The organism is Streptomyces sp. NBC_01257 (genome assembly GCF_035917255.1).
Classification (GTDB): domain Bacteria; phylum Actinomycetota; class Actinomycetes; order Streptomycetales; family Streptomycetaceae; genus Streptomyces.
Genome location: NZ_CP108472.1, coordinates 4,509,989 through 4,522,982 on the forward strand (window position 1 = coordinate 4,509,989; position 12,994 = coordinate 4,522,982).

Sequence of the window (12,994 nt, forward strand, 5' to 3'; positions counted from 1 at the left end):
GCCTGCACCGCAGCCGAGTTGACCGGTCGGAGCGCCTACGTTCTACGCCTGTCGCCCCAGGGTCTCCCGGAAGGCGTCCCACGCGGCGGGGGCTTGGAGGAGAGCGGGGCCGTCCAGCCGCTTGGAGTCACGGACGGCGACGGCGTGGGGGACGTTGCGGGCGACCTCGACGCACTCACTGGCCGTCGCGCCGTAGCTGGACTTGCGGGGCGTCCTCGCACTCGGCCTTGGCGACGGCGTCGGGCCCGGCGGCGATGATCGCGGCCCAGGAGCGGCGCCCCTCGCCCAGGTGCTGCACCAGGTCGAACAGCGTCCACTCGGGGCAGGTCGGCACCTGAGCGTCGAGGTCGGGGGCGACAGCGACCGCCGCGCGGAAGGCAGTTGACCGCTGGTCGATCAGTCACAGCAGGTCGGAGAATTCCAGGGTCTTTTCCACTCCGGGTGTCTATCACCGTCACCCGGCGGCCGGACAGGGGATTTACGCCGGCACGGCGGGCGGACACGGCAGTGGGCCCGCGCACACCTCGCACGGGCCCACCTCACACACGTACCGCCGGGGCGGCAGCACCGGTCAGCCGCCCTGGCCGGCACTGCCGATCGGGCCGACCAGCACCTGGTCACCGTTGCCGCTGTCCCCTGCGGGCAGCGAGCTCTCCCCCGGCCAGTCGAGGGTGACCGACTTCGTCTCGTTCGGCGGGGTCACCACAAGGCCGGTGATGGTGACGCCGGAGCCACCCGTCTTGTTGAGCGGGTAGCTGACGTTGGAGTCGATCTCCTTGCCGTTCTTGAGGGTGTACGGGTCACCGGGGTCACCCTTGCGCGTGGCGGAGATCGTCCCCGCGTTCGTCTTCAGGTCGACGCCCACGAACCCGGAGATCACGCAGTCCGCGCCGCTGGTGTTCGTCAGCCCCACCGCGATGCTGCCCTCGCGGTCGCCGTCGATGAAGGTGTTCTGCGCCGTGACCTTCAGCCCGTCGGTGGTGCACTTGCCACCCTTGGCCTCGGAGCCGCTCCCGCTCCCGCCGGAGGCAGAGCCGCCGGAGTCCGGGGCGGATGAGTCCTTGCCACCGGCCTCGTCCGTACCACCCGAGTCCGAGCCACCGCCGGAGGAGGAAGCGGAGGACGCGGACTGCCCGGACGACGGGTCGGCCTGGCCCGCGGCATCGTCGTCGTTCTGGCAGGCCGTGAGCGAGAGACCCGCAGCGAGGGCCAGGGCCGCGAGGGTGAGCTTACGAGCGCGCATGGTTTCGTCCTCAGCATCGGTTGGTCAGTACCGGCCCACTCGGTACGGGTCGGTACCAGCGAGCGCTTCTGATCAACAGGAGCGGCCTGAGCGGCTCGGCCGTTCCGCCCGGTCACCGGCTAATACATGCCTGTTACAAGCCCGCCGAGCCGGAACGGACCGGTGGGTGCGCGAGGAGGAGCCCCCTGACCTGCCGTTATGCCCGGCGGGCGGCGGACATGGCAGTGGGCCCGCGCACACCTCGCACGGGCCCACCTCACACACGTACCGCCGGGGGGCTACGCCCAGGTGATCAGCCGCTTGGGCTGCTCCAGGATCGCGGCGACGTCCGCCAGGACCTTCGAGCCGAGCTCGCCGTCGACCAGACGGTGGTCGAACGACAGGGCCAGCGTCGTCACCTGACGGGGCTTCACCTTGCCCTTGTGGACCCAGGGCTGGAGCTTGATCGCCCCGACCGCGAGGATCGCGGACTCGCCCGGGTTCAGGATCGGCGTACCCGTGTCGACGCCGAAGACGCCGACGTTGGTGATGGTCACCGTGCCGCCCGCCATCGCCGCGGGGGACGTCTTGCCCTCGCGGGCCGTGGCGACCAGCTCGCCCAGGGACGCCGCCAGCTGCGGCAGGGTCTGCTCGTGCGCGTCCTTGATGTTCGGCACGATCAGTCCGCGCGGGGTCGCGGCGGCGATGCCCAGGTTGACGTAGTGCTTCTGCACGATCTCCTGGTTCGCCTCGTCCCAGGCGGCGTTGACCTCGGGGTTCCGCTTGATCGCGACCAGGAGGGCCTTGGCGACGATCAGGAGCGGGTTGACCCGCACCCCGGCCAGCTCCTTGTCCTCCTTGAGCTCCGCCACGAGCTTCATCGTGCGCGTCACGTCCACGGTGACGAACTCCGTGACGTGCGGCGCGGTGAACGCGCTGCCGACCATCGCCTGCGCGATGGCCTTCCGTACGCCCTTGACGGGGATGCGCGTCTCGCGGGCACCCGCCGCCACCGGGGCGGGGGCCACGGCCGGGGCCGCGACCGGGGCCTCGGTCCGCACCGGCTCGACGACGGGCGCGGGCGTCGCCGCCGCGTGCACGTCCTCGCGGGTGATGACGCCGCCCTCGCCGGTCGGGGTGACCGTCGCCAGGTCGATGCCCAGGTCCTTGGCCAGCTTGCGGACCGGCGGCTTGGCGAGCGGACGGGCCTCGGGAATGGCGGCCGTGCCGTGCCCGTTCATCTCGCCCTGGATCGCGGCAGCCGCGGCCGCGGGGGCCGCCTCCGTGCCCTTGCGGGCGCGCCGCTTGGTGGAGGACTCGGCCACGCCGTAGCCGACGAGGACCGGCTGGCGCCCCTTGGGCGCCTCGGCCTCCGGCTCCGGTTCCGCGACAGCGGCGGGTGCCGGCGCGGCCTCCGGCTGCGCGGCCGGTGCCGCCGGGGCCGCGTCACCGGAACCCGGTGCCACGTCCACGGCGATGATCACCTGGCCGACGTCGACGGTCGTGCCCTCGGGGAAGCGCAGCTCGTGCACCACTCCGTCGAACGGGATCGGCAGCTCCACGGCCGCCTTCGCCGTCTCGACCTCGCAGACGACCTGGCCGTCGGTGACGGTGTCACCGGGCTGGACGAACCACTTGAGGATCTCGGCCTCGGTCAGTCCCTCGCCCACGTCGGGCATCTTGAACTCACGGAAGCGAGCAGCGTTGGAAGTGTCGGTCATCGTTGTCACGTCCCCGTCCTCAGTACGCCAGCGAGCGGTCGACGGCGTCGAGCACGCGGTCGAGACCCGGCAGGTACTCGTCCTCCAGCCGCGCCGGCGGGTACGGGACGTGGTAGCCGCCGACCCTCAGCACGGGTGCCTCCAGGTGGTAGAAGCAGCGCTCCGTGATGCGGGCGGCGATCTCCGCGCCCGATCCGTAGAACACCGGCGCCTCGTGCACCACGACGAGCCGGCGGGTCTTCTCGACCGAGGCCTGGATGGCGTCGAAGTCGATCGGGGACATCGAGCGCAGGTCCACGACCTCGATCGACTTGCCCTCCTCCTGGGCGGCCGCGGCGGCCTCCATGCAGACCTTCACCATCGGGCCGTACGCGACGAGCGTGAGGTCCGTGCCGGTGCGGGCGACGGAGGCGCGGTGCAGCTGGCCGGGGATGGACTCGGTGTCGACCTCGCCCTTGTCCCAGTAGCGGCGCTTGGGCTCGAAGAAGATGATCGGGTCGTCGCTCTGGACGGCCTGCTGCATCATCCAGTAGGCGTCCGACGGGTTCGAGGGGGAGACCACCTTCAGACCCGCGACGTGCGCGAACAGCGCCTCGGGCGACTCGGAGTGGTGCTCCACGGCGCCGATGCCGCCGCCGTACGGAATGCGCACGACCACCGGCAGCTTGATCTTGCCGAGCGAGCGGGCGTGCATCTTCGCGAGCTGCGTGACGATCTGGTCGTACGCGGGGAAGACGAAGCCGTCGAACTGGATCTCCACGACCGGCCGGTAGCCGCGCAGGGCGAGACCGATCGCCGTGCCGACGATGCCGGACTCGGCGAGCGGGGTGTCGATGACCCGGTCCTCGCCGAAGTCCTTCTGGAGCCCGTCGGTGATCCGGAAGACACCGCCCAGCTTTCCGACGTCCTCACCCATGATGAGGACCTTGGGGTCGGTGTCGAGGGCCTTGCGCAGCGACTCGTTGAGCGCCTTCGCGATGGACATCTTTTCCACGGCCATGGCTACTTGCCCTCCTCGGCGAACGATGCCTGGTAGGCGGCGAACTGGGCGCGCTCCTCGTCGACGAGGGGGCTCCCGTCGGCGTAGGCGTGGTCGAAGATCGCCAGCCGCTCCGGGTCGGGCATGGCCCGCACCGCTTCGCGGACGCGCTTGCCGAGGGTCTCGCTCTCCTCCTCGAGACCGGTGAAGAACGCCTCGTCGGCGACGCCCTCCTTCTCCAGGTAGGTGCGCAGGCGCAGGATCGGGTCCTTGGCCTCCCAGGAGGCGCGCTCCTCGTCGGCCCGGTACTTCGTCGGGTCGTCGGAGGTGGTGTGCGCGCCCATGCGGTAGGTGAACGCCTCCACGAGGGTGGGGCCCTCGCCGCGGCGGGCGCGCTCCAGGGCGGAACGGGTGACGGCCAGGCAGGCCAGCACGTCGTTGCCGTCGACCCGGACGCCGGGGAAGCCGAAGCCCTGGGCGCGCTGGTAGAGCGGCACCCGGGTCTGCTTCTCGGTCGGCTCGGAGATGGCCCACTGGTTGTTCTGGCAGAAGAACACGACCGGGGCGTTGTAGACCGCGGAGAAGGTGAACGACTCGGCGACGTCGCCCTGGCTGGAGGCGCCGTCCCCGAAGTACGCGATCACGGCCGAGTCCGCGCCGTCCTTGGCCACACCCATGGCGTAACCGGTGGCGTGCAGGGTCTGCGAGCCGATGACGATCGTGTACAGGTGGAAGTTGTTGGTGTTCGGGTCCCAGCCGCCGTGGTTCACACCGCGGAACATCCCGAGCAGATTGGTCGGGTCGACCCCGCGGCACCAGGCGACGCCGTGCTCGCGGTAGGTCGGGAAGACGTAGTCGTCGTCGCGCAGGGCCCGGCCGGAACCGATCTGCGCGGCCTCCTGGCCGAGCAGCGAGGCCCACAGGCCCAGCTCGCCCTGACGCTGCAGCGCGGTGGCCTCGGCGTCGAAGCGGCGGGTCAGGACCATGTCCCGGTACAGACCGCGCAGCTCGTCCGCCGTCAGGTCGATCGAGTAGTCCGGGTGCTCGATCCGCTCGCCCTCGGGCGTCAGCAGCTGTACGAGCTCGGGCGCGGAAGTCTCTTGCGTCTTCGCGGGCGTCTTCGCGGCGCTGGTCCGCTTGCTGCTGCGTCGCGGTTTACGCGCGGCAGCAGTGCTCTCCACGGTCACGTGCGTGCTCCTCCGTCGGTCCGGCCCCCGGGGTCTGCCGGGAGACCAGTGCGGCTCGCCTGTGTCCGTACCCGTGCACGGGGTGGGTGCCGCTCGGTCCGGGAACAGGCGTGACAGGTGCCCCGGCGAGCGCCCTGTCAAAGGCACGTTACCCAGTGGGCCGCATAACTGCGAAACCCTTGCTGACCTGCGATTTTGCTTGGATATCCAAGTAAATCCAGGAATTCGGGAACTCCCGCTGGTCACAGCACTGGGAACAGCCTTGCAGGCCGCCGGAACAACGGCACGTTATCCCGCCCGACAGCGGCAGGGAAGAGGGGAGTGTGTGAGACTGCGTTTGTGCGCAAAGAAGGAAAAATCACTGTTTTTCTGCTGGATGACCACGAAGTCGTCCGCCGCGGAGTCCATGAGCTGCTTTCGGTCGAGGACGACATCGAGGTGGTCGGCGAGGCCGGTACGGCGGCGGACGCGCTGGTACGCATCCCCGCGACCCGGCCCGATGTGGCCGTCCTCGACGTACGGCTGCCGGACGGCAGCGGGGTGGAGGTCTGCCGCGAGATCCGTTCCCAGGACGAGTCCATCAACTGTCTGATGCTGACCTCGTACGCCGACGACGAGGCGCTTTTCGACGCGATCATGGCGGGCGCCGCCGGATATGTGCTCAAGGCGATCCGCGGCAATGAACTGCTGAATGCGGTACGGGACGTGGCGGCCGGAAAATCGCTGCTCGACCCGGTGGCCACCGCACGGGTGCTGGAGCGGCTGCGCGACGGCAAGAAGGGCCGCGGCGACGACAAACTCGCGGCCCTGACCGATCAGGAACGCAAGATCCTCGATCTGATCGGCGAGGGGCTGACGAACCGGGTGATCGGCGAACGGCTCCATCTCGCCGAGAAGACGATCAAGAACTACGTCTCCAGCCTGCTGTCCAAGCTGGGCATGGAACGCCGCTCGCAGGCCGCCGCCTATGTGGCACGGCTCCAGGCCGAGAAGCGCTGAGGGGCACGCCCCCGAGGGGCCGGGTTCAGGACTTTGGTCCCGGCCCACCCGGGGCCCCGGCCTCTTATTCCGTCCACACGGGTGACGGACAGTGGAAGGCATGTCCTCCGAGGAACTCCACGCGATCGAACTGCTCGGCCGGGTCCCCTACGGCCGCCTGGCGACGAGCATGCGGGCCCTCCCGATCCTGACGGTGGCCCGGCACATCGTCACGGACGGCCGCGTCTTCCTGCGCATGCACAGCGGGCTCGGCTACCACGAGGCCTGCGACGGCGCGGTCGTCGCGTACGGGGCGGACAACTACAACGCGGCCACCTCGGCCGGCAGCCGCGACCTGTGGTCCGTGCAGTTCACCGGACCCGCCCGCATCGTCGAGCCGACCTGCGCCCAGCGCAAGGACTTCGGCCCCGCCCCCGTCGAGGTCAACGGGGAGCCCTTCGAACCGGCCTACATCCGGCTCGACCCGCACTTCGTCACTGTGCACACTCTGGACTTCCACGCAACTCCGCAGATCCGCAACGCAGCGTGATCTAACATCTGGCGAGTGCCGCGCTCATCTGTAACATTCCCGCCTGTTCCCCCGGTCGGCGAGGTGCTCCGCCGCTACCCGGACGCGGGCGAGCCGCTCACCTGCAAGCCGCTCGCCCAGGGCCTGCTCAACCACGGTTACCGGGTGTCCACCACCCGCGGCTCGTACTTCCTCAAGCACCACCTGGACGACACCACGGGCGACCGGGCCACGATCGTCCGCCAGCACCGCGCCACCCAGCGCCTCCAGTCACTCGGTGTGCCCGTGGCCCCGCCCGTGGAGGACACCGAGGGCGGCACGGTCACCGAGATCGGCGGCCGCTGCTACGCCCTGCACCCCTGGGTCGACGGCCTGCACCGGGCCGGCGCGCAGCTCACCCTCGCCCAGTCGCTGCGGCTCGGGGCGCTGCTCGGAGCCGTACACACGGGACTGGAACAGGTGATGGACGCGGGGGCCGGGGCCCGGTCCGGGCATGCCAGCCCCGATCCGGCCGACACCTTCGCGCTGATCGACGAGTTACTGACCGCCGCGCGCCGCCGCCGGCCCCGGGACTCCTTCGACGAACTGGCCGAACACCGGCTCCAGGAGCGGCGCACCCTGCTGGAACAGCACGCCGACCGCCGACCGCCCGCCCCGGACGGTCCGGCGACCGGCTGGGTGCACGGCGACTTCCACCCGCTGAACGTCCTCTACCGGGGCGCCGACCCGGTGGCGATCCTCGACTGGGACCGGCTCGGCGTGCAGCCGCGCGCGGAGGAGGCGGTCCGCGCCGCGGTCATCTTCTTCGTACTGCCGGCCGGGGAACTGGAACTGGGCAAGGTGCGGGCGTACGCGCGCGCCTACCGGCGGGCGGCCGGCGCGGGGGCCGACGAACTGGCCGCGGCGGTGCACCGGGTGTGGTGGGAGCGGCTCAACGACTTCTGGATACTGCGGTGGCGCTACTGCCTGAACGACCGAAGGGCCGACCCGCAGTTCCCTGCGGTGTCGGCCCTGGCGGTCTGGTGGACCCGTGAATACGAGGCGGTGCGCGAGGCGTTCACGGGGTGAGGACGGGCTACGGGGTGGTGCCGCCCGCGCCCGCGGCTGCTCCGGCGGCGGTCCCGGTCGTTGCGCCCGCGTCCGCGCCACCGGCGTCCGTGCCCTCGCTCGTTCCCGTACTGCCCTCGCTGGTACCGGTGTTGCCCTCGCTGGTGCCCGTGTTGCCCTCGCTGGTACCGGTGTTGCCCTCGCTCGTTCCCGTGTTGCCCTCGCTGGTACCCGTGTTGCCCTCGGTCGTCCCCTCCGTGTCCGTCTCGGTCGGAGAGGTCGTGGGCGACGGGTCGGCCGTCTTGCTCGGGGTGTACGACGGGGTGTACGACGGCTGCTCGGGGGTCTCCTGCTGATCACCCGTGGAGTTGCCCGGCTGCTCGGTGTCCTGCGTCGTCTCCTCGTCGGTCGGCGAGGCCGACGACTTCGTCGGGGAGGGGGAGCTGGACGTCGAGGTGACCGGCGTCTTCGGCTTCTCGCCGCCGCCCTTCGCCGCGTTGACCGCGAAGGCCACACCCACACCGATCGCGATCAGCGCGAGCACGACGAACAGCCACAGCTTGCCGCGGCCGCCACCGCCCTGCCGGGTGCTGCCGTCGTAACCGCCGTCGTCCGGGTTCATCGGCGGCAGGATCGGGCCCTGCGAGGTGTCCCCGTGCTGCTGGTACCCCATCGCGCGGGTGGAGCCGCTCGTGCCGTGCGGCGGGGTGCCGCCCGCGCCCTCGTGCAGCGCGACCGGGCCGGTGTTCCACGTACCGGTGTGACCGCCCTGCACCTGGAGCATCTGCAGGCTGTACTGGACGAGCCCGCGCATCTCCTCGGCGCTCTGGAACCGGTCGTCCGGGTCCTTCGCGAGCGAGCGCATCACGAGCCCGTCCAGCTCCGGCGGCACCACGTCGGAGATCTCCGACGGCGGGACCGGAATGTCCTGAACGTGCTGATACACAACGGAAAGCGGCGTTTCGCCCGTGAACGGGGGCCGCAGCGCGAGGAGTTCGTACAGCAGACAGCCGGTGGCGTACAGGTCGGAGCGGTGGTCGACGGCCTTGCCCAGCGCCTGCTCGGGGGAGAGGTACTGCGGCGTCCCCATGACCATGCCGGTCTGGGTCATCGTCGACTGCGCGCCGTGCAGCGCACGGGCGATGCCGAAGTCCATCACCTTGACCGCGCCGGAGTGCGTGATGATCACGTTCGCCGGCTTGATGTCGCGGTGCACGATCCCGTGCTGGTGCGAGTAGGCGAGCGCCTCCAGCACCCCGGAGACGATGATCAACGCCTGCTCGGGGGGCGGCGCCTCGGCATTGAGCAGCAGGTCACGGATGGTGCGGCCCTCGACCAGCTCCATCACGATGTACGGGACGGTCTGGCCGGCCACGGTGTCCTCACCGGAGTCGTACACCGCCACGACCGCATGGTGGTTGAGGCCGGCGACCGACTGCGCCTCACGCGTGAACCGGGCCTTGGAGACCGGGTCCTCGGCAAGATCGGAACGCAGCAGCTTCACCGCGACCGTACGTCCCAGCCGGACGTCCTCGGCCGCGAACACCTCGGCCATGCCGCCCCGGCCGAGGCGGCCGGTCAGCCGGTAACGTCCGTCACCGACCACACCGCCGACGCCCCAGGAGTCGGTGCCATCCGGAACTCCGCCGCCGTTTGCTTCGGGTTCGGGTGCCATCAGTCCTCGCCGTCGTTTCTGTCCGCGCGTCCGCGGGTTCTCACGGTGCCTTGCTGCATTGCGACGTCACGCTACAGCCTCCGTCGGACACACCGTTTCCGAGAGGGACGGGCCATCCAACCGGCTGGCGCGCCCACCACGCAAATTCCATGCGGTTCCTGTAACGCTTCCGAGACGCTTCTTGTGCGTAGGGTCACGGAACGGGCACCTGGCTTGACGTGTCGTACCCCTCGGGCAGACTTGGCCAGTAATACGGATCTTCGCGCGAATCGCGCGCCCTAGGGGGAAGCAAGTCATGAGCCAGGACGGCGCACAGGGTGCCCAGGGTCGCTACGCGGGCGGTTCGGTCGCCGGCGGCCGCTACCAGCTCCGCGACCTGCTGGGCGAGGGCGGGATGGCGTCCGTTTATCTGGCGTACGACTCCGCGCTGGACCGGCAGGTCGCGATCAAGACCCTCCACACGGAACTGGGCCGCGAGCAGTCCTTCCGTGAGCGCTTCCGGCGCGAGGCGCAGGCGGTCGCCAAGCTCCAGCACACCAACATCGTCTCCGTCTTCGACACCGGCGAGGACGAACTCGGCGGCGCGCTGATGCCGTACATCGTCATGGAGTACGTCGAGGGGCAGCCGCTCGGCTCCGTCCTCCAGGCCGACATCCGCTCCTACGGCGCGATGCCCGCCGACAAGGCGCTCAAGGTGACGGCCGACGTGCTGGCCGCCCTGGACACCAGCCACGAAATGGGGCTCGTCCACCGCGACATCAAGCCCGGCAACGTGATGGTGACCAAGCGCGGCATCGTGAAGGTCATGGACTTCGGCATCGCCCGCGCCATGCAGTCGGGCGTCACGTCGATGACGCAGACCGGCATGGTCGTCGGCACCCCGCAGTACCTCTCCCCCGAACAGGCCCTGGGCCGTGGGGTGGACGCGCGGTCCGACCTGTACTCGGTCGGCATCATGCTGTTCCAGCTGCTGACCGGCCGCATCCCGTTCGACGCGGACTCGCCGCTCGCCATCGCGTACGCGCATGTGCAGGAGGAGCCGGTCGCCCCGTCCACCATCAACCGCTCCATCACCCCGGCGATGGACGCGCTCGTCGCCCGCGCCCTGAAGAAGAATCCGAACGAGCGCTTCCCGAGCGCCGCCGCGATGCAGGACGAGATCACGCGCGTGCTGAACGCGGGCGGCCAGACGGGCGCCCCCGTGATCGTCAGCGGTGCGGGCGCACCGTCGAACAGCGGCTCGGGCGTCGGTTCGGCCGTCTTCCCGCCGGTCGACCAGTCCACCCCGGCGCCGCACAACGTCCAGACGCCGTACCAGCCTGGCCCGTACCAGTCGCAGCAGCAGCCCGGTCCGTACGCCCCGACGCCCGCCCCGGCGCCTTCGTACGGCTACCCGCAGTCGGCTCCGGCCTACCAGACACCGGCGGCGATGTCGCCGATGCAGCAGCAGACCCCGCCGCCGTACTCCATGTCGCCGCAGACACAGACACAGAGCGGGTCGTCGGGCGGCGGTTCCGGGCGGAACATGCCCGTGATCGTGGGCTCGATCGTGGTCGCCCTGATCGCGATCGGCGGCCTGATCACCGCGCTCGCGCTGAACGGCGACGGTGACGACGACCCGGGCAAGGGCGGCACCGAGGCCTCGTCGAGCGAGTCCCCGGCCGGTGGCCACAAGGATCCGGAGCGGAACCGGACGATGGAAACCGAGAAGTGCACGGACGCGTACGAGGACGACGACGACCCGAACAAGGTCGACGCCCCGAGCTTCCTCTACAAGGACATCCTCTCGGCGCGTGCCTGCACGGACGCGGCCGGCTGGACCCTCAAGATCATCAAGGTTCCCGGGAACGCGTACGCGGAGGACCAGGTCATCGACCAGTTCCCCACGTCCGGAACCGCGGTGCCCAAGACGGGCGCCCACTTCGAGCTGCGGATCGCCACGGGCGACCCGGCGTAGCCGGGGACGGGGTCCGGGGCCGCGTCGTCGTGAGGTGACCCGGTCCCGCCCGCCATCCAGTCGGGAAGTGGCCCGGTCCCGTCCGCCATCCATCCGTATCACCTGAGATGCCGGACACACCGTCACATGTGACGGTGGTCGCATGGCTTCAGGACACCTCGCCTCACGGCTCTCAAGGTGCGTGGCCTGCCTGGCGCTGACGGCGGCCGCGACCCTGGGGGGCCTGACGGCCGGCGAGGCGCACGCGGACCAGCAGACGCCCACCCGGGCGCCCGCGCGCCTGTCCGTGACGCCGCAGGCGCTCCTCCCCTCGGGCTCCCCGGCCGCGTCGCACTCCGCTCCCGTCGCCTCCGGCGTCCCCTCCGCCGTGCCCGCACACCCCGCACATCCCGCGCCCCTGCCGTCGCTCTCCCCGGCCTCCGCCACGCCCTCCCCCACGGACGACGCAGCTGCGCCCGGGCAGCCCTCGCCGAGCGCGGGATCGCCTCGCCCGGACGACGCCCAGTCGCCGCTGGCGGGGCGGCCCGCCGGGGAGGGGCGGCCGCGCCCCGGCAGGACGATGACACCGGAGGAGATCGCCCGGGCCGACGCCCTCGAAGCGTCCGAGGAGGAGGCGGCCGAGGAAGCGGAGGAGGAGGCCGAGGCGACCGAACCCGCCGCCGTACCGGCCGTCACCCCGGAGCCGAGCACGTCACCCGGAACGGGCCGGATGTCGCGGCAGGCGCTTGACGGGGCGGCGGTCGAGCAGGTCCAGCAGCTGTCGCTCGGCGCGGGAATCGCCCTGGTCGGGCTGGGTCTCGGCTTCCTCGCCTTCCGTATCCGCCGCTCGGTCTGAACGCCGGACGGCCGGAGAAGCGGCGGACACGGAGCTCCCCGCGGAGACTTGCGCCCGGCAACATACTCGGTATACATACTCAGTATGTCGATCCGTCACGGGCTGCTGGCCCTCCTGGAGCGGGGGCCTCGTTACGGCTCCCAGCTCCGCACCGAGTTCGAGTCGCGCACCGGCTCCACCTGGCCGCTGAACGTCGGGCAGGTGTACACGACGCTGAGCAGACTGGAGCGCGACGGCCTGGTCGTCCAGGACGGCGAGGACGACCAGGGGCACGCCCTCTACTCGATCAGCGACGACGGACGCACCGAGCTGCACTCCTGGTTCGAGACGCCGGTCGACCGCAGCAGCCCGCCCCGCGACGAGCTGGCGATCAAGCTCGCCATGGCCGTCGGAGCCCCCGGCGTCGACATCCGGGCCGTCATCCAGTCCCAGCGCCACCACACGGTGAAGGCGATGCAGGACTACACCCGCCTCAAGGCGCAGGCGCTCACTGACGTGCCCGCCAACCGTGACGAGGTCGCCTGGCTGCTCGTGCTGGAGCAGCTGATCTTCCAGGCCGAGGCCGAGGCCCGCTGGCTGGACCACTGCGAGGCCCGGCTGGTCCGCCTCGCCGAGGCCGCCGCCACCGAGCCCGAGGCGCCCACGGCCCCGCGCAGCCCCGCCCGCGGCGCCTCCGGGCCCCGCGCACGCCGCTGAGCCACGTCAGCCCGACCGCGTACTCCGGCACTACCTGCCACCACCACCGCCGCCGGACCGCGCTCTCCTGCACCACCTGCCACCACCGCGTCCGGTACCGCGCGCTCCGCCGCCGGCCACCGAACCGTTCCTGCCGACCACAGAACCGTTCCGAGGGGGAACCCACCG

11 protein-coding genes and 2 pseudogenes are annotated in these 12,994 nt (G+C 71.0%); 6 read left to right on the top strand and 7 right to left on the bottom strand.

Features of this window, described 5'->3' with window-relative positions; all coding sequences use genetic code 11:
* Nucleotides 1-42: 42 nt before the first annotated feature.
* From OG408_RS19330 to pdhA, 6 genes and pseudogenes are all read right to left on the bottom strand, one after another.
* A pseudogene (locus tag OG408_RS19330) lies at nucleotides 43-147 on the bottom strand (DUF397 domain-containing protein); the annotation flags it as partial.
* A 55-nt stretch (nucleotides 148-202) separates the two neighbouring features.
* Nucleotides 203-400 (bottom strand): annotated as a pseudogene (locus OG408_RS19335) (maleylpyruvate isomerase N-terminal domain-containing protein); the annotation flags it as partial.
* A 171-nt stretch (nucleotides 401-571) separates the two neighbouring features.
* The gene (locus OG408_RS19340) at nucleotides 572-1,243 is read right to left on the bottom strand and encodes a DUF4232 domain-containing protein (protein ID WP_326671020.1); all 672 of its coding nucleotides are present in this window, start codon (nucleotides 1,241-1,243) and stop codon (nucleotides 572-574) included.
* 278 nt (nucleotides 1,244-1,521) lie between these two features.
* Entirely contained in the window at nucleotides 1,522-2,952 is a 1,431-nt protein-coding gene (locus OG408_RS19345; RefSeq protein ID WP_285569737.1) for a dihydrolipoamide acetyltransferase family protein, read from the bottom strand.
* 10 nt (nucleotides 2,953-2,962) lie between these two features.
* Nucleotides 2,963-3,943 carry an alpha-ketoacid dehydrogenase subunit beta gene (locus tag OG408_RS19350; protein ID WP_326671023.1) on the bottom strand — a complete coding sequence of 327 codons (981 nt, stop codon included), beginning with the start codon at nucleotides 3,941-3,943 and terminating at the stop codon, nucleotides 2,963-2,965.
* Nucleotides 3,944-3,945: 2 nt separating this feature from the next.
* Nucleotides 3,946-5,109: a pyruvate dehydrogenase (acetyl-transferring) E1 component subunit alpha gene (gene pdhA / locus OG408_RS19355; RefSeq protein ID WP_266780336.1), complete on the bottom strand. Its 1,164-nt coding sequence runs from the start codon at nucleotides 5,107-5,109 to the stop codon at nucleotides 3,946-3,948.
* A 339-nt stretch (nucleotides 5,110-5,448) separates the two neighbouring features.
* Here pdhA and OG408_RS19360 point away from each other — a divergent pair, with 339 nt between their 5' ends.
* The 3 genes from OG408_RS19360 (at nucleotide 5,449) to OG408_RS19370 (ending at nucleotide 7,684) form a co-directional block, all read left to right on the top strand.
* Nucleotides 5,449-6,108, top strand: coding sequence for a response regulator (locus tag OG408_RS19360; protein WP_285569743.1), 660 nt, complete (start codon nucleotides 5,449-5,451; stop codon nucleotides 6,106-6,108).
* 100 nt (nucleotides 6,109-6,208) lie between these two features.
* Nucleotides 6,209-6,637 (top strand): pyridoxamine 5'-phosphate oxidase family protein, encoded by a 429-nt coding sequence (locus OG408_RS19365; protein ID WP_285569746.1) that lies wholly within the window; start codon nucleotides 6,209-6,211, stop codon nucleotides 6,635-6,637.
* A gap of 63 nt (nucleotides 6,638-6,700) precedes the next feature.
* Nucleotides 6,701-7,684: a phosphotransferase gene (locus OG408_RS19370; protein WP_266780339.1), complete on the top strand. Its 984-nt coding sequence runs from the start codon at nucleotides 6,701-6,703 to the stop codon at nucleotides 7,682-7,684.
* 7 nt (nucleotides 7,685-7,691) lie between these two features.
* Here OG408_RS19370 and OG408_RS19375 read toward each other — a convergent pair whose 3' ends face one another.
* The gene (locus OG408_RS19375; RefSeq protein ID WP_266780340.1) at nucleotides 7,692-9,338 is read right to left on the bottom strand and encodes a protein kinase domain-containing protein; all 1,647 of its coding nucleotides are present in this window, start codon (nucleotides 9,336-9,338) and stop codon (nucleotides 7,692-7,694) included.
* Between the two features lie 295 nt (nucleotides 9,339-9,633).
* On the opposite strand from OG408_RS19375, the gene OG408_RS19380 reads away from it, so the two are divergent.
* From OG408_RS19380 to OG408_RS19390, 3 genes are all read left to right on the top strand, one after another.
* On the top strand, nucleotides 9,634-11,295 hold the full coding sequence (locus tag OG408_RS19380) for a protein kinase domain-containing protein (protein WP_285569750.1): 1,662 nt from the start codon (nucleotides 9,634-9,636) through the stop codon (nucleotides 11,293-11,295).
* Nucleotides 11,296-11,437: 142 nt separating this feature from the next.
* On the top strand, nucleotides 11,438-12,130 hold the full coding sequence (locus OG408_RS19385) for a hypothetical protein (RefSeq protein WP_326671028.1): 693 nt from the start codon (nucleotides 11,438-11,440) through the stop codon (nucleotides 12,128-12,130).
* An 84-nt stretch (nucleotides 12,131-12,214) separates the two neighbouring features.
* Nucleotides 12,215-12,826, top strand: coding sequence for a PadR family transcriptional regulator (locus OG408_RS19390; RefSeq protein WP_266780343.1), 612 nt, complete (start codon nucleotides 12,215-12,217; stop codon nucleotides 12,824-12,826).
* Nucleotides 12,827-12,994 lie beyond the last annotated feature (168 nt).

Coding starts and splice junctions, on each gene's coding strand:
- OG408_RS19340 (WP_326671020.1), bottom strand. CDS start 1,243: ATGCGCGCTCGTAAGCTCACCCTCGCGGCCCTGGCCCTCGCTGCGGGT.
- OG408_RS19350 (WP_326671023.1), bottom strand. CDS start 3,943: ATGGCCGTGGAAAAGATGTCCATCGCGAAGGCGCTCAACGAGTCGCTG.
- OG408_RS19365 (WP_285569746.1), top strand. CDS start 6,209: ATGTCCTCCGAGGAACTCCACGCGATCGAACTGCTCGGCCGGGTCCCC.
- OG408_RS19375 (WP_266780340.1), bottom strand. CDS start 9,338: ATGGCACCCGAACCCGAAGCAAACGGCGGCGGAGTTCCGGATGGCACC.
- OG408_RS19380 (WP_285569750.1), top strand. CDS start 9,634: ATGAGCCAGGACGGCGCACAGGGTGCCCAGGGTCGCTACGCGGGCGGT.
- OG408_RS19385 (WP_326671028.1), top strand. CDS start 11,438: ATGGCTTCAGGACACCTCGCCTCACGGCTCTCAAGGTGCGTGGCCTGC.
- OG408_RS19390 (WP_266780343.1), top strand. CDS start 12,215: ATGTCGATCCGTCACGGGCTGCTGGCCCTCCTGGAGCGGGGGCCTCGT.